Source organism: Bacteriovorax sp. BSW11_IV (assembly GCF_000447755.1).
Taxonomy (GTDB): Bacteria; Bdellovibrionota; Bacteriovoracia; order Bacteriovoracales; family Bacteriovoracaceae; genus BSW11-IV.
On sequence record NZ_AUNE01000033.1, the window covers coordinates 16,626 to 39,456 of the forward strand.

Here is a 22,831-nt window from a genome sequence, read left to right on the forward strand (position 1 = left end):
ACTGGAAATGCATGAATTGACAGAATCTAGTAAGGAGCGTGTTTTTAATAGAGGCGCGTCATGAGATTTTAATAGGTTACAGGATTGACTGAAGGAATATTGCCATGAAGGAAGTAGTTCGCAAAACAAAGGCCCTTAAACCACTCGTTATTTTACTAATGACAGCAGGACTTTTGGCCTCAACTTATAGTGTCTATGACTCTTCGGAAAAATTGAAGAGAGCATCGGTATTAGAAGGTGGAATTCAAACTTGCTTCAACCGTGTAAATCAAAGTTATACTGCAAAAATGCTAGGGGATAAGTATTCTCCTTATATAGAAGCAACATTCACAAATATTACTGAAGAATGTGTGGCCGATGTTATCAATGCTTATGAAGAAACAATTGGTGCAGATGTTGAAATTCTTGCAAAAAAATTAAACACTCTTGCTTCAGATATTCACTGGTTTCATGGAAAAATTTTAAAAGAAGATAGCGCTGCCATCGTTGGTGGAGTGAAGGTTAACGAATTTGGCCCTAGATTCCAAAGAATTGAAAAATCAAAAGACAGTGCTCTTGAAAATCTGACGGAATACAAAAAGAAAGTTACAGAAATACTATCGAGCTTAAAGTTGGCCTTTTACTCTTTAATGATTCTTTTCCCACTATTTCTTATTTGGGAATATGCAGAGAGAAGAGCAGTACAAAGACGTAATAGAGAAATTGAAGAAGAGGCCTTGGCCGAAATTTCATCAGAAGATTTCACAACAGACTCTAAGGTTGAGGACATTATTAGAACGGCCCTTGATCAAAATGAATTAATTTACTGTTCAAAGTTATTTACTCGTTATTCTGCAGATGTTTCACGCAAGATTCAAGGAATCACTCTGTCTGATAAAGCGGGAAGAGTTGAACTTCTTAGAAAAGGTTCTAAAGAAGAAGTTGAAGCTCAAATCGAAAGAATTTGGCAAGAAAGTAGTGATGAGATTACTCTTCCAGAAATCAATTCAGGATTACCAATTACTTCATTCGATATGATCTCTTCAAAAGTTGTAGATCATCTTTCAAATAAGCTTTTGGCCGAAGGTGTGAGAATTGAAATTGATGGAGAGTCAGACCTTTACGTAAAAGGTAATGAAGAGACTATCGAACAAGTTCTTTATCAAACACTTCTTTACGGAATCAAAACTGCTCAAGAAGGTATTGCTTCTAAGAGAGTTACAGTTGAAGGTAAGAAACTTGGTTCAATCATTGTGGCCAATATCAATAGCTACGGACAAGTTTTCTCATCAGATTTCTTGGCCTTTGAGAAAGGGTTGTCGACAACTGAAGTAGACAAGCCGCTTTCATTGCAAATTTGTGAAGAATTCATTGCTGAGATTAATGGTAAGATTCAATACGATAATATCTATGAAGGTAAAAACGTTGTCGGATCACGTATTAAAATTACAATGCATGCTGGAGAGAAAGAAGAGAGTGTTGAAGATACTCAAAAACCAGCAGTATCAGAAGTTCGTTTAGTAAATGTGACTAAGGGAACTAAGAAAGAAATCCTTGAACAAATGAAGCAATCTCTTTAAAAGAGATTCTTCTTTGTTGTCCTATATGTTTCACGTGGCAATAGGGCCTTGAGAATATTCTTAAAGGCCTTTTCTTCAAAATCAAAATTCATAATTGCCTTTAAAACCTCTTTAGATCCTTTTGATTTTTTTGTGTACGCCTCTTCGAAGTAGATATCTCCAAGAAGATAGCCAAGTTTTCTTGCAACCATAAAGGCATCAAGATCAGATGCTTTCTCAAAAATAGACTCTAATGGCGTTTTGGCCTTCATAACATCAAGGCAAAGTCTTAAAATCTTTTTATCTGAGACCTTCGTTTTAGAGTTTCTTAATTGCTTCAGAAGGTCTTGATAGCGATCACACTTCCTATAGGGATTAATCAATTTTGAAGAGAAATATCCCATGAAACTTTGATAGCAAAAGAAAATGAACTTCGTGTGGGTCTTTGTTCTGATGAGATAGTCATACTCATTGGCACCATCTTTCTTCTTTTGCAAAAGTTGCAGGTACAAGTGAATGCCCGCCAAGAAGGCCAGTCGATTTATTGAATAGCTTGGACAATAATAATTTTTGGTATCGGGAATCTTAAATGAACGACCACACTTTATTAGCTTCACATAGAAGTTTGTGAGGGACTTCGTTTTAAGGTGTTCTAATTTATCATGGATAAAATCAAGATTTTGATGATCATAAAGATTAAAGTCTTCAATCTCATAAGAGCTCAGGCCAAGTTTTAAATTTTGATTAATTTGTGACGTAATATAAGCAAAATTGTCTACGGTATTACTATTAAAAGTAAATGCACCTTCTTGCTCGAGTACCGATTCGTGAATATCAAAATCAGGGTCTTCACTTAAATGCTCGTACCAATAGATCATACTTTCGTACTTAATCCATGGGGGAGAAGTTTGAAGAACATATTCGTGAGGACCAAAGGCCACAATACGATCGGTGCCACCTTTTTTATCTACAAGGCGCCAATAGACTTCATCTAAGTTTTGATGAATGATCGTTTGCTTGAATTTTTTATTGTGAATACTCTTTTTTACAATACCTGGAAGCTTAGATGGGACGATATGGTATTCCCCAAAAAGTACGAGAATTTTTTTATCTTCATTCTCTTCATAGAGCTCTTTTAGAATTGAGGCCGCAACCATATCTCTTTTTTTGAGTCCGCCATCTGAATTGAGGGCGACAATCTTCATTTGCATCTTTTTGGCGAGGACAAAAAAGTGTCGATAGTAGGACCACGGAAAGCGCCAAGACTCGTGGTACTGAATCGACTCTAAGAACTCGATTTCGGTTATGTGTCCTTCTAAATAGCTATCGATATATCTTTGATGTTTCTTATGAACAAACTCTACGCCCAATATATATGAATCATTGTCTTTTATGAGGACTCTTAGAAGTCTTTGGAGGTTGCGTGAGCTTTGGTCAAAAGTATGAAAGTCGCCAAGATAGATGATATTTGATTTATCAATGGCCCCTAGTAGGGTGTTAAAGGTGCAGATCTTAAATTCGCTTTTGCCATGTCTTTCGTGGTCTTTGCGATAGCGGGAGAACTCGTTTGAGACCTGTCCTTCGAAGCTCTTGGCCTTATTCTTCAAATAAGTGTAGATGCCTCGTTGTAAATGTGAAAGCTCCACGGAAGCTTTATATAATCCTTCACCCATATACCTATTGTATAAGTTTTTGAAATTTTTGAAAGAAAGATTTTAGTTGGCCGAGATTTGTTGACCCAGTAAGGCCACGATGTGCTTCAAAGTTTCGCCATGAAGTTTTGAAATACTCTCACTTAACATCTTGTAGTTTTCAAGAACCAATTTAAGCTCATCAGTTTTTGGTACTTTTAGCGCTTGAATGATATTCGAAATCTTCATTCCAGTAGCATTAGTGAGAACGAATTTAATGAAGTTGATCATGGCAGCTTCAGCATGGATTTTTACAATACAAGCACCAGCGGCCGAGTAAAGCTCGATAAAATGACCATTCTCATCATACTTAGATACCATCTCGCCAAGTGGCGCATGGATGTCGGCAAGATCAGTTGTTTCAATAGAAAGATAGATATCTCTGTTGTTTGGGTACACTGGGTATGTTTCAAGCTTGCAAAGAGGCTCTTTGACAAGTGGGTTCATGAAGTTTACATCAGTGTGCTTAAATTCAGATAAACACTCTTCTAGGTTATATTTAAAGTTAGAAAGTAAGCTAAGTGTATGCCATGGATAGTTTTTACCAAGGTGAGCAAGTACTTTTGTTACATCATTGAAGTTGGCCCCAATATGATTCGGGTGCTGAGCAAGAAGCTCTTCTTTTTGAGTGTAAAGAAAGCGAACCGCTGGTTCAATATGCTTAGGGATATACTCATTTTGACCAAAGAATTTTGGAATCAATAGCGAGCGCAATTTAGACTTAACTTTAGTCGCTCCACCATTAAGACAGATTTGTACAACCTGGTTACCAACTGGCGTATTAAAGAAGTCACGAAATAGGTTGATATTGATGTCATTAATCTTTGGAATAAGACCAAAATATTGGAAATAAGCTTGTCCGTTTTGCTCAAGCTTAGCTTTATAAAGTTCTGATGAAGTAAGCTCAATCTTAATGGCCGCTTCATTTGTGTAATCAACGATCAGAAGAATTGGGAATCTTTCTTCTTGTTTAAAAGTAATCCCAAGAAGCTCAGAGGTTACACTCTTAACACTGGTTGTTTCACCGTGAAGGTTCTCAATAATGAAGAATTGATCTAGTGGAACACAAGACTTCATAAGGTTTTTGAAGTAGTTCGGGTGAGTGAACTGAGCATTTGAATTTGTCGTAGCGCTTAGAAGCTTTCCTTCAAGAATAGCATCTTGATGGAATTCAAGGCCAAGACCATCTTCAGTCTCTGTTTGGAAAATTGGTGTTGCATGAGGTGTCTTTGTCTTAAAGAAGCTAAAGAGTTCTGCTACAAATTTATTGAACTTTCCAAATTGAGAAAGCTGTCCTGTTAGGTTGAAGCTTAGAAGAGATTCTTTTTGCGCTTTGAGAGCATTTGGAGCTCTAAGAGCACGTCCTTGATTCACGTTTCTTTTTGTTATGATGTACAAGAAGTTTGCAATCTCACCACGGCCTTTTAAGTCTTCAAAATTGAAGCTGGCCTCAACTTTAAAATCTTTTAGAAATTGTTCAACACGATCAGACTGGCTTGGAACAAAAAGTTTCTGATTAGTAAAAACGTAAATATACCCATTTTGTGCCAGCTTATTAGCTGTCTGGTTGATCTTGTTGATGAGATAGTGGTGCGGGTTCTTCTTTGGAAGGGTCACAAGGTTCAACAGAGCACGATCATATGAAATATGTGAGCTATCAGCATAAGAGAATAGAGTTGTGGCCTCTTGTCCCTTTCTTTGCTTTTGCTTAAACACTGAACAAATTAATTGAACAGCTTCATAATTTTGTTTTTTTGCCAAATGAACTAGGAAGCTTAAAAAGTGTAGCTCATGACAAATCTTTAAGTAGTGTCCGTCCGCAAAATTCTCACCCATGAAATCAGGGCACAGAATTTCACTCCACTTGATATTGCTATTAAACTCTTGGGCCAGCCAGTGAGCACTTGAAAGTGATTGCAAGTATTGACCACTGTAGAAAGTGTTGATGGCCTTAGGACCTTTACCATTGATTGAAGTTGAGACTTTTCTCATTTCTAGCCAAGCTGGAAATTCAACCATGAGCTGATTTAAGAAAAGACCAAACGTTCTTGTTGAAAGAGAATGCGAATAGCTTTCTTTTTCAGCAATATGTTCAATATTAAAAGTGTGAGGACGACACAGTTTTAGAATCTCTGCGAGAGAGAGACCATTGATATCTGAAACAGTTTTGTAGATTAACTCTTTCAATGAGCCACTTGGTCTATACCAGCTGTATTGGTTCTGTTGAAGAGCATCACTTTCGATTTCTGTAGAGCTTCCTTTTTTGAAAATCTTTCTTAGACAATAGTCTGGTGTAAGAAAATCATTTTCAGAAAATGCCATAGAAATATCAGTGCCAAGAACTACGAAGAAGCGAATCTTGAAAAGATAAACAGTGATTGCTCTAAATGCCAAAATCTTTTTAAAGTTCGCGATATGGCGAGCATCGGCACTGTGATCGTTATTGTATTCAAGCCAAAAGTCAGTGAAGGTATCAATGTGCAGATCATTGATATCTCTCTCGTGAGCATATGAGAGGAATTCACTGTACACAGATTTTTTGATGGAATTATTTTTGTTATTGAAGTCTTCAATTTGAGAAAGAGCATCGTCGAAAAGCTTTTCTAGAAGGCGTTTTACCTTTACAGCTTCTTTGGATAGAAGAGACTCACCCTTCCACTCAGGTATAATAAATTGTGATAGCGCAAACTTGCTGATCTCAGTATTCAGATCCCCAATTGGTGGGAGCTCTGGATTCTGCGTGGCCGGAAGAGGCGGCAGTTCGTCGTATCCCGAAGGGATAGAATCACCGTCTGCGACACTTGCAGAGAATTCATTTGAGTTCAGCCAGTTATTGGCCTTAAACAATCTATTGCTCAAAAAGAGACCTTTATCGAATCTAGTTCGTTGTGTTCGTGTTATAATGTCGATTGGATCGAGCACAAATTTGTACCTAAAATTCAACTATTTGTCATGAAAAAAACAGGTAAAAACTTCAGTAGTTGATTGTAACTGTACAATATTATTAGGACCACTTTTTATTAAAGATTCTTACATTTGAAGACGAAAAGCGTTATAGCGCTAATTGCGTGTCACTTACTTTGAAACACTGCACAGGAGACCTTCATATGAGCGATAATCAAACAGAAAATCTTGATCAAGGTTTTAACGATTCAGAACTAGAAGACATCATGAATGAGATTGAATCTCTAGAAAAAGAATTCGCTGTTGAGGGCGCTGATGAGAGTGAAACTCCTATGATGGAGGCCAGTGAAGATTTGGCCATCGAAGAGGCGGGAACTAACGGACTGCAAGATGTGATTGATCGCGAAGTCGAGAGCATTGAGTCAGAACTCCATAGTACTATGGCCGAAGAAAGTGATGAAGTAAGTGCAGCGGCCGATAGTTTTGTAGACTCAATTGAAGATGAAGTTGAAGCTGTTGCGCAATCGGATGAATCAGTGATGGAAGAAGTAGAAGTAGTTTCAAATGTTGTTGCTTTTGAACCTAAGAAAACAACGACGACTCATACAGTGACAAGTGGCAGCAGTGATATGAATGTGCAATTATCTGGTCAGATGAATATGGCCATGACGTTTCCTGTAGGTGATTCTCAGGCTGAATTTACAGTTAACGGGGGAGAGCTTTCTGTGCAAATGAATGGAATGAGCATCTCGATTTCTGAAAATGAAGGCTGCACTGTGACTATGGAAAACGGTGTAAAATTCACAATTCCTTTGACCACTTCATCAACTCATTCTAAAAAGAGTGCAGCTTAAAAATTAATTAATAGGATTTTCTGTGAGTATAAAAATCTTGGGGGGAAAGGCCAAAGGTCTCTCCCTCGAAGTTCCCAAAGGCGATGCTGTTCGTCCAACTTCTGTGATGCTTCGTCGCAAGCTTTTCGATGCCCATCAAAATTGGAAAGGTATTCATTTCATAGACGTATGTGCTGGAACAGGTGCCGTATCTGCTGAGGCCCTAAGTCGTGGTGCAAACTCTGTTATCTGTATCGAGGGTGATAAGAAAGTTGCTCAGATCTTAAAAAGAAACTTCCAAGGTTTAGAGAAATCAGGCATCGATACTGAAAAAGTTTTGATCGTTATTCAAAAAGCGGAGAAGTGGATCTCTCATTTTGAGGCCCAATATTCCCATTATACTATTGAGCGCAAAGAGAGCTGTGTACTGTTTTTTGACCCCCCTTATGAAGTCCGCTCTCTTTATGAGGCCATAGCTAAAGAATTGTTTGAGAAAGACTGGTTTAAAGGCCAAGTTTGGATTGAAAGTGATGACCAGAAAGGGGTCAAAGAATCCGAGCTGTTTTCTCTGACAAATAAAGAGTTTAAAAAGCTCTACCGCCAAGGAACAAGTTTTGTGGCCATTTATGATTGCCGAGAACATTCGTAGCACAAAAATTTATTCTCTGTTAAAATTTAACTAAGCTCATTTTTAGATTTAAGGACCTATTTATGATTAAAAAAGCCGTCTATGCTGGAACATTTGATCCGTTTACAAATGGGCATGATGATATCCTTAGAAGATCTCTTTCTTTATTTGAAGAGGTTACTGTCCTTGTTGCTGTTTCTCCGTCGAAGAAACCTCTTTTCTCGGCAGAAGAAAGAGTGGCAATGCTAAAAGATCATTTTAAAAATGAGCCCCAAGTTAAAGTTGATTCTTGGGCGGGTCTGCTAGTTGATTACGCTAAAAATAACAATATTGGGGTCCTGATTCGTGGTCTTCGACCGACAGGGGACTTCGAGTTTGAATTTCAAATGGCGAGTATGAATAATAAACTCTACCCAGAACTTGAGACAGTATTCTTAGTCACAGAAGGGCAGAATTATTATATTTCATCATCACTCGTAAAAGAGATTTATAATCACGGTCGTGATGTAAGTGAATTTGTTCCTGAAGCAATCTTGGAAAGATTAGTTAAAAAGCTTGGAGAGTCTTAATGAAATTAAGTAAACGTGTATCTGGAGTGACGGAGAGTTTGACACTAAAGCTCAATGCAAAGGCCAATCAAATGGCCAATGATGGGAGAAAAGTGCACAATCTAACGGCCGGTCAACTTCCTTTTAGACCGCTTACAGAGTTTACAGATGCCATTAGAAGTGAATCTGATTTTTTAAAAAGTTATCAATATAGTCCTGTTCCTGGATACCCAGAATTAAGAAAAAAACTTCTCGATTACTTTAAAACTTCAAGAAATATTTCTCTTGATCACGTAGAGTATGATTGCATTATCTCAAATGGTGGAAAGCACTCTTTGAGTAATATCTTTGCATCATTGATTGATAAAGATGATGAAGTGATTATTATCTCTCCTTACTGGGTTTCATATCCCGAACTCATTCGTCTTTATGATGGTGTTCCAGTGTTTGTTGAAACAACAATCTATGATGCCTTCGTTCCTTTAATTGAATCCATTGAGAAAGCAATTACAAAGAAAACAAAAGCGATTATCATTAATAGTCCAAATAATCCTACTGGGACTCATTACTCTGATGCGTGGATGAAAGATTTTGCGGCCATGATTAAAAAGCATGAAGATGTTATCGTAATTAGCGATGAAATCTACTATGAACTTGGCTACTATGATCCAACACCAACATACTTTTATCAACATGATCCGGAACTTTTGAAAAGAACAGTTATAGTTGATGGAATTTCAAAAAATCTAGCTTGTACTGGTCTAAGAATAGGTTATACATTTGCAACGAAAGAACTTATCGGGGCCATGGCAAACCTGCAGGGACAGACAACTTCTGGTGCGAATAGTTTGATTCAAAAAGCGCTAATGACTTTTGATTTTGATCATATTGACTCTTTTTTGGCCCCAATAAAACAACACCTAAGAGAGAATTCGGCCATCGTTCGCGATGCTCTTAAAGAAGCAAATTTGGCGAAATGTTGGTATCAAACTTCTTCTGCTTTTTATTTCATGATTGATTTCTCGCAAACTCCAGTGATGAAAAAATTTAGAACATCGGAAAACGATACGGCCGACTACTCTGGTCAGATTTGTGAAGATATTCTTGAAAAACATGGGGTAGCGATGGTTCCCGGAATTGCCTTTGGTATGGCAAATACGGCGAGAATTTCACTCGTTTCACAGAAAGAGTCATTCAAAGAGGCCATTCAAATTATAGTTGATTACCTTTGTCGATAAATAAGTGGCCACAGTTGCCACTTGTTTAAATCACTTTTTTAATCTGGCATACTATTAGACGGGAGCACTGTTATGCGACGACGTCTAATGGCCATTCTTACTTTTTTATCATTGCTTGTTTCCTGTGGAAAAACCAATGAAGAAAAAGTGCAATCTGAATTGAATTCAGCAGAAATTGATCTCACGAGAGGAGATTGCGATTCTGCATTATCAAAATTGACGGGCATTTCAAGTCAAGATGACAATGCTAAGTTTTTAAAACTTCTTGCCTCTGCCTATGCTTGCAAAGCAGGGTATAAAACAACAGTTTTTTTCACTGATGATCTTCCAAAACTTGATGCCAATTTTCTTTTAAGTTCTTTTACGTTGTTTAGTACATCCGATGTAATGAATTCACCAACTCAAGAAGACTACTTAAATATTCAACGTGCGGTGAATATTTTAAAATTTGCGGGTGGATTTCCAACAAGTACAGATCCGACATCGGCCTTAAGAAAGCTTCGTTTCACTTCAAAAGAATCAGCACAAATTCATTCTTTTTTAATGTTTCTTTTGATGGTTAATCTTGGTCAATATTCGTACTTCTATGGAAATACAGGAGCGACAGGAATTAAAGGTGCTGGTACAAACGTTAATGACTGCTTCATGAAATATGATGCCGCAATGATTGCGGCTATGGGCGGAAGCGGTGGAAGTTGTGACAATGCCGCTGATAGTGGTCATCCAAATCTTGATCCGGGGACAGTGAATTTTACTAATGCTTGTGAAGGCGTTGCTTTAATTAATGCCTTTATTGACGTTATCCCAGAAGTTATTGCTTCAGCTTCAGGAACAGATTTTAGTGAGCTTGGTGACTTTGATCCAAATGTTATTAAAACGGCCGCCTCAGCAGCTTTGACATTTGCAGGAAAGGGAACAGATATCCTCGACAAAACAAGTGCTGTGACTTGTGAATCTGATATTACTGACGAAGATACATTTAGATATTTCTTTGCAATGTTCTTTGACATTTTACATTCGAAAACATGATGAAAAACTCTTTATTACTTCTATTCATTTTTAGTTCTCTCTCCACATTCGCTGGAGAGATTACTTATTTGGCAAGAAGTCCAAGAGCTCTTCTTATGGGAGATGCCTATACCGCACTCGCAAATGATGATGAATATACTTTGTTCTATAACCCAGCAGCACTTGGTTTAAATCAAAGTGTTAGTATCACTCCTCTAAATCCAAATATTGGTTTAACAAATGCACTGGATGAACTTGATCGTTTTGAAAATTTCCCTTCTAGTGACACCGCTGCAATTGCTGATAGGCTTTTAGGTTTTCCTGTCTATTTACATTTAGATGGTATTCCAACTATTAAAATGCCTTTCTTTGCAATTTCTCTCTTTGCTAGTTCGACAACAAGTTTGGTCTTAAGAAATGCCGTTCACCCGGCCTTGAATGTTAAGTATAGTTTGGACAAAGGTTTTGCCACAGGTTTTGCGTTTAGTTTTGGAAAAGGCGCAAAAAGAAAGAAAGGTTCAAAGATTGTTTCAACAGGACATAGAACTTCTGTTGGTCTAGGTGTGAAGTTTATTAAGCGTGAAGGTCTTGATAGTGAATTTGATTTATTCAGTACTGATATTTTAAATACTGTCAGTAATGGTGTTGAAAACGTGAGTGATCTTCGTGAGGCCCTTGGATATGCAAAAGGAAAGGGTTGGGGATTTGATCTTGGTATAGATCATGCGATCTCGACAGGAATGACAGAGTATCATTTGGCAGCAAGTATTTTAGATGTTGCAGATACAAAATTTAGAAAAATTGGCGTGAGTGATGAGTCTGTTCCACGTCAAGATATGGCCATAAATCTAGGGGCATCAGCCAAGCAAAATTTTAAATTGATAGAGTGGAGCTTGGCCTTAGATTTTCATTCTATTAATCAGCCTGTAGATTACAGGAGAATGATTGGTGTTGGTGGAAGCTTTAGAATTTTTAATGTTGAATTTCTTGCTGGCTTTAATCAAGGTTATCCTAGCTATGGAGTTTCATTAAACCTTTGGCCAATAAAATTGACTGCAGGGTTTTATGGAGTTGAGCTTGGTGAAAAATACCGCGAAGAAAAAGGTTCACGAGCAATATTACAACTAAGTCTTCTCGATATCGAGCTTGATCTGTAGCATTTTTGTCGGATATTATTTTTTGATTTCAACATAAGTTTTCTTGAAATTTTGTAAACCTAATCTACAATATAAGAGTATAGCGAATCACCTGATATAATAGTCAGGTAACAAAGGTAGAACAATTAACCAAATCGCTTTCTTCCTCAAAACTTTATTATTAAATCCAGTAAATCTTCATTTCTTATTTGATGAAAGAGCAGGGTCTCTTTACTTTGACCTTTTTTCTCTAAGAATGAACGGGAGGTCTCATTGAAAAAAACGTTCGTTATCGACACTAACATTTTGCTTTTTGATCCAACAGCAATTTTCAAGTTCAAAGAGCACGATGTCTTTATCCCACTTGTTGTCGTCGAAGAAGTTGACCGTTTTAAAAAAGATCAGAATGAGAATGGGAGAAATGCGAGACATTTTTCTAGAATTGTAGACGATCTAAGAAAAAAAGGTTCAGTTGCCAAAGGGATTGATCTAGATGCTGGTGGAAAACTGATTATCTCTGTAGATAGAGAAGTAAGAAATAATCACAAGCATATCGATTTATCTTTAAATGATAATAAAATTCTAGCTTCAGCTCTTTCTCTTAAGGATGAAGGCCTAGATGTTCACCTCATTACTAAAGATATCAACCTTCGCTTAAAAGCAGATATCCTCGGAATTACGGCAGAAGATTACGGTAAAAAAGACGTTAAGCTTGAAGAACTTTACTCTGGTCACAGAGTGTTTGAAGTAAGTGCAGCTGATCTTTCAGATTTTGAAAAAAATAGATTTTTACCAATTGAAAATCCTGAAGATGATGACATTTATCCAAATGAGTATCTTATTATTCAAGAAGTTGGAAATGACAGAAGAAGATCTCTTGGCCGTTATTCAAAGCAAAAAGGTGGAGCTGTTCCTCTTATACCAATGAGAGAAGGTGTTTGGGGAGTCTATCCTAAGAACATGGAACAACAATTTGCACTTGATGCTCTTTTAAATGATGAAGTAAAACTCGTTACTCTTGTAGGTAAAGCGGGAACAGGGAAGACTCTTCTTGCAATTGCTGCTGGTCTGGAAATGGCCATCAACCAAGAAAAGTATTCTCGTCTTCTTGTATCAAGACCTATTCAACCGATGGGAAGAGATTTAGGATATTTGCCTGGAGATGTTAACGAAAAGTTAGCGCCATGGATGCAGCCAATTTTTGATAACATGGATTTTCTATTTGACCAAAGAAGAGCGGGAACAAATTCATCTTATGAATCATTAATTGAACACGGACTGCTTCACATTGAACCACTTACATATATTCGTGGTCGTTCAATTCCAGGTCAGTATTTAATTGTAGATGAGGCGCAAAACCTTTCTCCTCACGAAGTAAAAACAATTATTACAAGAGCAGGGGAAGGAACAAAAATTGTTCTAACTGGTGACCCTCAACAGATCGACAGTCCTTACTTGGATGAGATCAACAACGGTCTTGCTTATGTTGTAGAAAGATTGAAGACAGAAGATATTATCGGACACTCGACGCTTAAAATCGGAGAAAGGTCTGCTCTATCTGAGGCAGCTTCTAAATTCCTATGACAGAAAAATCTTTTAGAAGGGCGCATCTTCGCGCCCCTTTAAATACCGGCGTACTTTATGTTGATGGCGAATACGTTCATCGTTGTAAAGTTGCGAATATTTCGGAAGGGGGGATTCTTTTAACTGAGCTCCCTCATATTCCGGAAATTAATGCTATTCCCTTAATGCTATGCTTGCCACGCTTTCCAGAGTTTTCAACTTGTTCACATGAAACACTTTTGGCCGCTTCTGTAAAAGATTTTCCAATGGATGTTTTACGCGTTCGCGCACGCATGGTTCGTCAGTTTGATAAGAAAGCGGAACTCGATGCGATTTTCACTAAAAATATTGGATGTCAGTTTGTACTTCCAACAGAAATTGTAAAAGGACTTATTGCGTCTTATGTAAGGACAATGGCGAAGAATACAATTTTTCTTTTAGGTCTCTTTGAACAAAAGACTAAGAACGATCATAATATTAAATTAATTAGAAAAGTCGCAGGACTTCTTGGACATAATGAAGATGAAAAACTATCTCTTCTGCGTCTAAAAGTACTCCACGACTACCAAAGTTTAGAGAGTCTATAATAGATCATTTAAGCGGATAATATTAGCTTCAAACTTCTTCTTAATATCTTTCAAAGCTTCTTTTAAGGCCAAGTTTCCTTCACTTGAGGCCCTGTGATCAATCTCATGAATAATCTCACTTGAGATGAGCTCAACCTCTTGATTGATCTTTCCAGCAGAAATCTCTTTTATTACTTCTTGAGTCTCATTAATGAGCTCGTGGAAGCTCAGTAGTTTTAAATAAGCACGTACAGACTCTTTTTCTTTGTTGCTTACTGGTCGTGTGTTTTTCCAGGCAGCAAGAGAGACTACGTTGTTTTCGAATTGTTGTTGGTTCACAAATTCTCCATCGTTCACAAAGCTTGTGAAGTATATGCACTGGCAAAAATGCTTTCGCAATATTTGTGAACGAAGGCCCGGAAAGATTTACACAGATTTTGTGAACATGTAAGAATTTGTAAGAACAAGGCGCAATTTTAGGTGCTTACGCCTTGTTTTGAGACCTTTTCTTATGAATTAAGATGCCAGAAACGATGGCCAGCGCCAGAGCAAAAAGGACTGTATTGGCCTGTTTCACGTAGCTGATGACTGTTTCCCCGTATGTGTAATAGAGATAAAAAAAGCTCACACATGAAATTGTACAAGCAATAAGATCTGAGATGGCGAACTTTATCGCATTCATTTTTCCAAGACCAGCAGTTAGGAATAAGGCATTTCTCACGCCAAAAGGAATGAAGCGACCAAAGATCAAAGTCCAGATTCCGTATTTTGCGTAGAAGTTTGTGACCTTATCTATTCGCTCAGGCGGTGCCATACTTGCGAAAAATTTAATCTTAAAAATTTTATTTCCAAGGTAGCGGCCCATGAGTCCATAGCAAATGAGATCACTAATATAGGCACCAGCAAAAACTCCAATAAATAAAGATGTCGCGTACTCTGGATTTTTAGCGGCAAGAATCGCTGAAATAAAAAGCATGGCATCTTCTGAAACGGGAATATTAAATCCAGCTAAGAATAAAAGACCAAAAATAATGAAAGGGGCCATGGCAACATTGGCCTGAATGTAGTCCATAATTTGTGTGAAAAATTCCACCTCAATACTCCATTTAGATGTGTCATTTCATTTTAGTTAAAGGCCAAAAAAGTACAAAGGGCAGCGCATGAATTTTGTCGTTTCTTACAAAAAGTTTGCAAATTAGCCCTAGTGTTTAAGTCGGGAGAACGAAAAATTGAGGTGAATTTATTTATAGTACTGAAATTACGTAATTTGACGCTTCGAAAAACACATTCATTTTATAAACATAATATATTCTATCAACGATAGGGGTTTAGTAATGCGAACTTAGGTTTCTTGTTATTTGAGACTTTTAGAACGCTTAGTTTAAGAATATGAAACACGGATAATTTTTGACGTTAAAAAAGAGAATTTCAGATTTAAGAAGAAGAGTATTAGGAGTCGTAAAATTCCTCATACTGCTTGCTCCAATTCTTGTGCTTCCATCTTGTAACGAAAACAAAATTCTCGTTGATATTACACCCTTTGAAGTGAGTCAAAGTGGAGGCAGTGAAGCTCCTGATCCAGCGCTACCAACTGCACCTCTTGTCGTTCTAAAGGATCGAACAAGTTCGGATAGTGACATATCGAATGAATTAACTGTTGATATTGAAGTTACTGATTTGGGGTCTATTGATTCATGGTGTATTTCTGAAACACAAGTAACACTTCCACCAGATACTTCAACTTGTTCTTCTGGCGCGTGGACAACAACACTACCTACAGACTTTACCTTTACACCAGGTGAAGGTCTTAGAGAAGTATATGTTTGGTATGCTGACGAGAATGGAAATATTGCTTCCACTGCTGTGGTCGCTACAATTAACCTTGATACAACTTCACCAACGAGTGCGGTAACTACACTTCCAAGCACGATCATTGATATTTCAAATCAAGAGAGTTTTACTCTCTCTGGTACCTGTTCAGAAGAGGGAGGAGATGTCGTTATTTCTAATTCTGTTAATGCGACTACCACTTGTACTGGAGGAGTATGGAATGTCGATCTCGATGTTTCTTTATTACCAAATGGAACTATTACTTTTGATATTGATCTTAATGATGAAGCGGGAAATAGTGCAAGTACTCAGACAATTAATCTAACTAAAAATACAGTAACACCTGATCCTGCACTTGCTTTATCGGATACAGATTCTTCAAGTACAACTTATTCAAATAGCTTAACAGTAAACGCTGCGATAACGTCGGACACATATGCTAAAAGATGGTGTTTGTCTGAATTGCAAACGACTAAACCTTCGGATGTATCAACTTGTGCTTCTAGTGCGTGGGTTTCTACAAAACCGACTTCTTATACATTTACAGCTGGAGAAGGAACAAGAACTTTATATACATGGGTTGCAGATATAGGCGGAAATATTAGTGAGAATTCAATTAGTGATTCAATAACGATTGATACGACACCTTCTCTCATTGATTTTTCAACAGCTGCAAATTCATCAGTTCTAAGTTCTGCAACTCTTTCTGGAACTTGTTCAGAAGATGGTATCATTTCTGTCTCAGGAGATGTCGTTAATAAAACGACTTCATGTGCTTCAGGAGTTTGGTCTGATACTTTTGATTTCAGCGCCCAAGCTGTTGGAACCATCACTGTTTCAATAGATCAAACTGATGTTGCAGGTAATATTTCAACGACAGTTCAAAGAGACTTTAGTCGCGTAAGTCTCATTTATAATTTAAATGCAGATACAGTTAATTCTTTTGATGTCGCAATCTCTTATGGCATAGGAGATGTTACAAACTTAAAAACTTTTACATATAAAATAGCAGAAGGGGCAACACCTCCTTCGGATTGTTCTGCAGGTATTGATTTTGGTAATACAAACGCAACACAAACAATCTCTTCTTTAAAGGCCTCAACTCAATATGGGCTAACAGTATGCTATGTTGATACTTCTGATGTTGAATTAGAAAGAGTTAGTTTGACTTTTACGACTTTGGCACCAATTTCAAGTGGTACTGGATTGGTATGTAGTGGTGGTGGTGATGTTAATACGACTTGTTATGTAAATGATGTCCAAAATTTTGCAAGTAATTCTGTAATCTATGTCCCTGGAAATCTCGTTATGCAAAGCGGGGGCTCTCTTACATCAAACAATTTAGAAAAAATTATTTTAAAAGTTGATGGTAATACAACCATTGAAAGCGGTGGAAAGATCGCTGCGAATTTATCATTCTTGGAAACAACGATATTAGATATTCAAGCAGGTGGTGAAATAAATGTTTCAGCACTTGGTTATCTCGGTGGAATTTCTCCAGCTCTTGCTGGAAACGGGCCTTCTGGTGGTCAAGGGCATTCAAATAGTAGTGCTGATCCTGGAGGTGCTGGACATGCAGGACCAGGAGGAAATGGTCGCTCTAGTGGGGGAACTACTGTTTATGGTGATAGGAAAGAACCTGTAGATTTCGGATCTGGTGGTGGCGCAGGTGATGATGAAGTTGGTGGACACGGTGGTGGCGTTGTTAAAATTATTGTGAATGATCTTATTGTTAACGGAAATATTTTTGCCAAAGGTGGGCAAGGGGAAAACTCTTGTTGTGATCAAGGTGCTGGTGGTTCAGGTGGTTCAATATGGATTCAGGTCAATAATTCATTCACTGGTTCTGGTGCAATAAGTGTTGGCGGGGGAAGTGCTGGTGGTGTTGATGGTAACGAGATCACTGGCGCAGGTGCGGCAGGACGATTGGCCATTTATCAAAACAGTGGAGCTTATGTTTACTCTGGCTCCATAGATATTAATGGTGGGAGCTCCGGTACGAGAGGATCAAGTGGTACTTTTTATCTTGAGCTAGCAAATATAAATCAACTTTGCGATAGCGGTGATTTCTCTTCGACTTGTACAATTAGCACAGCTAAAACAATTGGCGGTGATACAAGCATTACGAGTGGAAATTTAGTCATTGATGCTACAGGTGCAATTGATATTAAAGGGATTGATTCAACGTTTGTGTTTAACAATCCCACTGGAAATTTTTCTATTAACACTGGTGGTTCATTTTCTATGGACCCAAAAACATCTGTTTCAAATCTTGTGGCCAATACTTTAACTGTTGATGGGTCATGGCTTGCAAATCTCACAGAATCTTCAATTGCGACTGCAAATATTTCTGGAACTTTTAATGCCAATGGCAAAGGTTATCTTGGAGGAACTGGATCTTTAGATGGTGAAGGTCCTTCTCCGGGAAAAGGAACGGCCAATGATGGTGGAGGTGGTGCCCATGCTACTGATGGATTTGCAGGTGATGCTGGGACAGCTGGTTCTCCATCTTATGGTACGGCCACGGCCCCTGTTACTTATGGATCAGCAGGGGGAGCAGGTGGAACTCAAATTGGAGGTAGTGGTGGTGGTGCTATTAAGCTCATTGTATCGGGAGCACTTTCAATCACAGGTACACTTTCTGCGAACGGATTAAATGGAACTGTAAATAGTGATATTTCTGGTGGTGGTGCTGGAGGTTCTTTATGGATTGAAGCGGCAAGTTTATCGGGAACAGGAGCGATTACGACAAATGGTGGAGCATCAGGAAGTTCGGCCTCAAATGGAAACGGCTCTGGTGGATATATTTATTTGAAAGTAACGGATGCTTACTATTATGGAACTATCAGTTCTAAGGCCGGACGTAGCGTCGCCGAAGGAAGTGTTGTTGTTGATGTTACAAATGCATACATTGCATGCTCTGGTGGAGGAAGTGTTCTCACCACTTGTTATATAAATGATACACAAAATCTTGTTCCTTATTTTGAATATACCGTTGGTGGAAATCTCGTTGTTCAAAATGGTGGATTGCTAAAAGGTGGAGTTGGAGAGTTAAATAAACTCACTGTTTCAGGAAATATCACTGTGGAAAGTGGTGGTTCAATTAATGCAAATTTTAGTTCATTAACTGGTAATGCTATTGATATTCAATCAGGTGGTTCTATTAGTGCTGAAGGACTTGGTTTTCTCGGTGGAAAAAACAGAAGTGAAAGTGGACAAGGACCATCTCCTGGACTTGCAAGTTCTGCAAGCCCTGCTGGTGGTGGTGCCCATGGTGCCAACGGTGGAAATGGTAGTTTGGCCGGAGGAAATGCTCCCTATGGAAGCGAGTCTGCTCCAGTAACATTTGGTTCAGGTGGAGGAGCATGTTGGGATGCTGATGGAGGAAACGGCGGTGGAGCAATTAAATTAATTGCGAACTCTTTAACAGTGAACGGAACACTTTCCGCTAAAGGAATTGATATTACTTCAACTTCAGCTTATGTCGCAGGCGGTGGGGCCGGTGGTTCTTTATGGCTGCAAATTGCCAACGCTTTTGATGGAAGTGGTACGGTGACAGTGGCCGGAGGATATGGACGCTTCCAATCAGGTGGTCTTTCTGGTGGTGGCGGTGGTGGCCGGCTTGCAATTGAGTTTAATGGATCAAGCTTTGCCTTTAATGGGAGTCTGTCTGTTTTAGGTGGACGATACTCTGGGAGAATTGGCGGAGATGGAACATACTATTTATCATTGGGAGATAGTAATTCTCTTTGTGATAGTGGTGATCTCACTTCAACATGTGTGATTAATTCGAAAAAAAATCTTGGTCATAATCTAATTCTTAACGGCAATAATATAACGCTTACATCAACAGGTCTTTTAGATGTTAGTGGAACGAATACAGGATTTTCATTGGATCTAACCGGTGATCTTCAGTTGCAATCAGGTTCATCTATTGTTCATACAGAATATTTAAGTGATCTAGAAATCAAAGTTGATGGAAATCTTACCGTAGAAAATACCGCTAGTATTTTATCTAATATCAGTTTGCTTGAAGTTGGTACGCTAACTGTTGATGCTGGTGGAAAAATATCAGCATCGGGAATGGGTTATCTCGGTGGATTGGGTGGAAAGGCCGGGGAAGGACCTTCTCCAGGTCTTGCTTCGGGCGGAAATGAAGGAGGTGGCGGTGGCCATGCTTCTGTTGGTGGGGATGGAAATGGTGCAACCACCGCAGGTGGAACTGTTATATATGGCGATATGTTAGCGCCAATAACTTATGGATCAGGTGGTGGAGCAGGTTATTCTTTAAAAGGCGGAAATGGTGGTGGTGCAATTAAGGTTATCGCCAATGATATAAATCTTAATGGGGAGCTTTCGGCAAATGGCTCAGATTGTGCTTATACCGCATCGTATGTTGCAGGTGCAGGGGCAGGTGGCTCCCTGTGGTTACAAGTCGCCAATTCATTCACAGGTTCTGGTTCAATTACAGCAAAAGGTGGAAATGGTCATGTTGTAAGTGTTGGTAGCGGTGGTGGAAGTGGTGGACGTGTGGCCGTCTTTTTTAATGGAACAAATTTAGGTTATGGCGGAGAAGTTAGTTCGTTAGGTGGTCGTGGTTCTTCTGATTGGGGAGGAGATGGTACATATTATTTAAGCTTAGCGAGCATCAATTCAATTTGTGATGCGGGAGATTTTTCGACAACTTGTACAATTAATAAGACGAAAACTCTTGGTGGTAATTTAGCGCTTACTGGTAATCATCTCGAACTGACTCCAACGGGTGGCCTGACAATTATGGGAAGTAATTCAGGAAGTAGTCTAGACTTTACAGGAAGCCTCACAATGAGAGGTGGCTCATCAATTAATCGATACGAATATTTATCAACATATGAAATGCTCTTTGATGGAGCTGTCACTTTGGAGAATGCAAGTTCAATCAATTTAAATCTATCTCTTTTAGAAGCAAGTTCTCTTAATTTACAGGCAGGAAGTACAATCAATGCATCAGCGCTTGGATATGCTGGCGGAGTTGGTGGGCAAGATGGCAAAGGGACTTCGCCAGGAAATGGAGCGAGTACAAAAGATGCAGGTGGTGGAGCTCACGCTAGAGATGGTGGAGATGGGCAAGATTCTTCTACGCTTGGAGGAACTCCGTCATATGGTAGTGAAACTAATCCAACTGATTATGGCTCAGGTGGAGGTGGTTCGAATAAATACAATGGTGGGGCCGGCGGAGGAATCGTGAAGATCGTTGCTCCGTCTATAACTATTGATGGAGAGATTTTAGCTGAAGGTGGAAATGGGAGTGGGAACTCTTCATATGAAGGTGGAGGTGGTGCCGGAGGTTCTATCTGGCTAGTTTCAACAACTTCACTTTCTGGCTCTGGAAAATTAAGTGTCGCCGGTGGAAATTCTTATGGAACAAGCTCTGGGGCAGGCTCTGCTGGTAGGATATCTATTGAGCTTGGAAGTTCTCCATACAACTTTTATGGAAGTGTGGGATTACTGGCCGGAACGGGAAAAATTGCAAATTCAAAAGGAACATTAAATATTTCATTTAACTCAGAAGATCAGTTTTGCGATATTGGAGACTCCTCAAGTTCATGTGAGCTAAACACTAAAAAAGTTCTTCCAGCACTTTCTTTTGCAGGGGATCTCATTTTAAATGAAGGTGCTACTTTATATGATGATACGAATACATTTTCTGTCGCCGGAGATTTCACCTTAAAAGCAAATAAGAATTTAGTTTCTATTTCAAATTTTAAATACAATTTCAATGTCACAGGAACAACAACCTTTGAAGCAAACTCACTAGTAAAAATGAATTTGAATAATTTCCAATCAGGAAATATGAACTTACTAGGTTCAATTGATGTTTCTGAAATGGGTCATTCTGGGCTTTCAGGTTTAGGAGCTGGTAAAAATTCATCAGGGGGAAATAACTCTGGTGGGGGTGCTAGTTACGGAAGTCTTGGAGGAAGAGGATATGATTCCAATACAGCGGGAGATCTCTATGGAGATGAAACTGCTCCAGTAGAATTTGGTTCAACAGGAGGAAAAGAATCTTCTGTTCTTGGTGGGGCCGGTGGAGGCGCTGTAAAATTATCTGTTACAAATACTCTAAACTTCACGGGATCAATTTTATCTAATGGTGGCAATGGTGTAAATGTTAGTACCGATCACTCTAGTGGAGGTTCAGGAGGTTCCATTTGGTTAGTTGCGGGGTCAATTATTGGTAATGGTTCTCTTTCAGCTAAGGGGGGAAATCCTGCTGCTTCTTGGTCTGCGTGCGGTGGTGCGGGTAGGATTGCGATTAATGCCACAAATGCCGCTGGAAATTATCAATATGGCGGAGTTGTTGACATGAAATGTATAGATCGAGGTGTTGATGAAGGATCATTCTATTTAACACTTGCTGATCCAAATATGATTTGTGATTCAGGAGACTTCTCAAGTACATGTACTATTAGCTCTGATCGAACCTTAGGGGGCGTTCAAAACTTCACAGGAGTGGGAAGTTTCTCTCTTTCACCAAGCACAAATTTAAGAGTCTATGGAAATTCCTCGGCCATTAGTTTTGATTTATCTGGAAGCTTCTCATCTGGCGTTGGAAGTTTGATTTATTCAAGTAAGAAGATTTCTAAAATTCATACAGGAACAACGATTAATTTAGCAGGAGCAGTCGAAGCATCTCTACCTGATGTTTACGCTGTCGGTGATATCACGGTGGATGGAGTAATTAGTGCTTTTAATAAAGGTGGTCTTCCTGGCCACTATGCTATGGCCGGAATTGGTCTTGGTGGTGGTTTACCATGTTCTGGGGGGAATAATCCAGGAGGTGGTGGTGGCCATGGTGGTGCTGGAGGAGATGGGTATTGCGCAAGTAGTGGTGGTGCTTCTTATGGAAATATTTTACGGCCAGACACTGAAGGATCAGGCGGTGCCAGTGATACAGATACAGACACTAGCGGTGGAGCAGGTGGAGGTGTCATAAAAATGATTTCAGATGGTCATATTGCGATCAATGCAAATATAAATTCGAATGGTCAAGATGGTGAGGTTGTTGGTGGAAGTGCCGGTGGTGGAGGTGCAGGAGGTTCTGTTTATCTCGATGGACTTTCATGTGATGGCACTGGAAATTTATCTGCGATTGGAGGTTCAAGTACAGGAACTTTGTATGCGGCCGGTGGAGGTGGAGGTCGTATCCATCTAAGTTGTGCAACGAACTCTTGGAGTGGAGTCGCTGATGTCACTGGAGGAATTGCTGACAATGCTGGACGCTATGGTTCTAGTGGGACAATTGACTACACAGTAATACCCTAGTCGATGACTATATTTTTAGTCGGTTTTTTCCATTAAATTGGGA

14 protein-coding genes are annotated in these 22,831 nt (G+C 39.0%); 10 read left to right on the forward strand and 4 right to left on the reverse strand.

The genetic code is table 11. From position 1 onward, the window contains the following. Nucleotides 1–104 precede the first annotated feature (104 nt). Nucleotides 105–1,559 carry a hypothetical protein gene (locus M899_RS09295; protein WP_021271169.1) on the forward strand — a complete coding sequence of 485 codons (1,455 nt, stop codon included), beginning with the start codon at nt 105–107 and terminating at the stop codon, nt 1,557–1,559. On the opposite strand, the gene M899_RS09300 is transcribed toward M899_RS09295, so the two are convergent. Both M899_RS09300 and M899_RS09305 read right to left on the reverse strand, forming a co-directional pair. Continuing rightward, nucleotides 1,556–3,211 carry a ChaN family lipoprotein gene (locus M899_RS09300; RefSeq protein WP_081653780.1) on the reverse strand — a complete coding sequence of 552 codons (1,656 nt, stop codon included), beginning with the start codon at nt 3,209–3,211 and terminating at the stop codon, nt 1,556–1,558. The two genes, M899_RS09295 and M899_RS09300, sit on opposite strands and share 4 nt — an antisense overlap. A gap of 42 nt (nt 3,212–3,253) precedes the next feature. Next, on the reverse strand, nt 3,254–6,088 hold the full coding sequence (locus M899_RS09305) for a hypothetical protein (protein WP_021271191.1): 2,835 nt from the start codon (nt 6,086–6,088) through the stop codon (nt 3,254–3,256). A gap of 248 nt (nt 6,089–6,336) precedes the next feature. On the opposite strand from M899_RS09305, the gene M899_RS09310 reads away from it, so the two are divergent. From M899_RS09310 to M899_RS09345, 8 genes are all read left to right on the forward strand, one after another. After that, a complete protein-coding gene (locus M899_RS09310; RefSeq protein WP_021271203.1) occupies nt 6,337–6,987 on the forward strand; it encodes a hypothetical protein in 651 nt (216 codons plus the stop codon). A gap of 22 nt (nt 6,988–7,009) precedes the next feature. Beyond that, nucleotides 7,010–7,615 carry an RsmD family RNA methyltransferase gene (locus tag M899_RS17725; protein WP_021271199.1) on the forward strand — a complete coding sequence of 202 codons (606 nt, stop codon included), beginning with the start codon at nt 7,010–7,012 and terminating at the stop codon, nt 7,613–7,615. A gap of 62 nt (nt 7,616–7,677) precedes the next feature. Continuing rightward, entirely contained in the window at nt 7,678–8,163 is a 486-nt protein-coding gene (gene coaD / locus M899_RS09320; protein WP_021271192.1) for a pantetheine-phosphate adenylyltransferase, read from the forward strand. Continuing rightward, entirely contained in the window at nt 8,163–9,380 is a 1,218-nt protein-coding gene (locus M899_RS09325) for a pyridoxal phosphate-dependent aminotransferase (RefSeq protein WP_021271198.1), read from the forward strand. The genes coaD and M899_RS09325 overlap by 1 nt, the downstream gene beginning before the upstream one ends. Nucleotides 9,381–9,452: 72 nt before the next feature. Beyond that, nucleotides 9,453–10,409, forward strand: coding sequence for a hypothetical protein (locus tag M899_RS09330; protein WP_021271200.1), 957 nt, complete (start codon nt 9,453–9,455; stop codon nt 10,407–10,409). Next, entirely contained in the window at nt 10,406–11,545 is a 1,140-nt protein-coding gene (locus tag M899_RS09335) for a hypothetical protein (RefSeq protein WP_021271184.1), read from the forward strand. Before M899_RS09330 ends, M899_RS09335 begins: the two co-directional genes overlap by 4 nt. A 252-nt stretch (nt 11,546–11,797) precedes the next feature. Next, complete coding sequence (locus tag M899_RS09340; RefSeq protein WP_021271204.1) at nt 11,798–13,108, forward strand: PhoH family protein; 1,311 nt, start codon at nt 11,798–11,800, stop codon at nt 13,106–13,108. Beyond that, on the forward strand, nt 13,105–13,674 hold the full coding sequence (locus M899_RS09345; RefSeq protein WP_021271197.1) for a PilZ domain-containing protein: 570 nt from the start codon (nt 13,105–13,107) through the stop codon (nt 13,672–13,674). Before M899_RS09340 ends, M899_RS09345 begins: the two co-directional genes overlap by 4 nt. Here the strand turns inward: M899_RS09345 and M899_RS09350 are convergent. Further along, on the reverse strand, nt 13,669–13,992 hold the full coding sequence (locus M899_RS09350) for a hypothetical protein (RefSeq protein WP_021271170.1): 324 nt from the start codon (nt 13,990–13,992) through the stop codon (nt 13,669–13,671). The genes M899_RS09345 and M899_RS09350 overlap by 6 nt on opposite strands. A gap of 145 nt (nt 13,993–14,137) precedes the next feature. Beyond that, nucleotides 14,138–14,746, reverse strand: coding sequence for a DedA family protein (locus M899_RS09355; RefSeq protein WP_021271176.1), 609 nt, complete (start codon nt 14,744–14,746; stop codon nt 14,138–14,140). Nucleotides 14,747–15,060: 314 nt separating this feature from the next. Between M899_RS09355 and M899_RS17730 the strand changes: the two genes are divergently transcribed. After that, nucleotides 15,061–22,788 (forward strand): beta strand repeat-containing protein, encoded by a 7,728-nt coding sequence (locus tag M899_RS17730; protein WP_021271202.1) that lies wholly within the window; start codon nt 15,061–15,063, stop codon nt 22,786–22,788. Nucleotides 22,789–22,831: the final 43 nt, after the last annotated feature.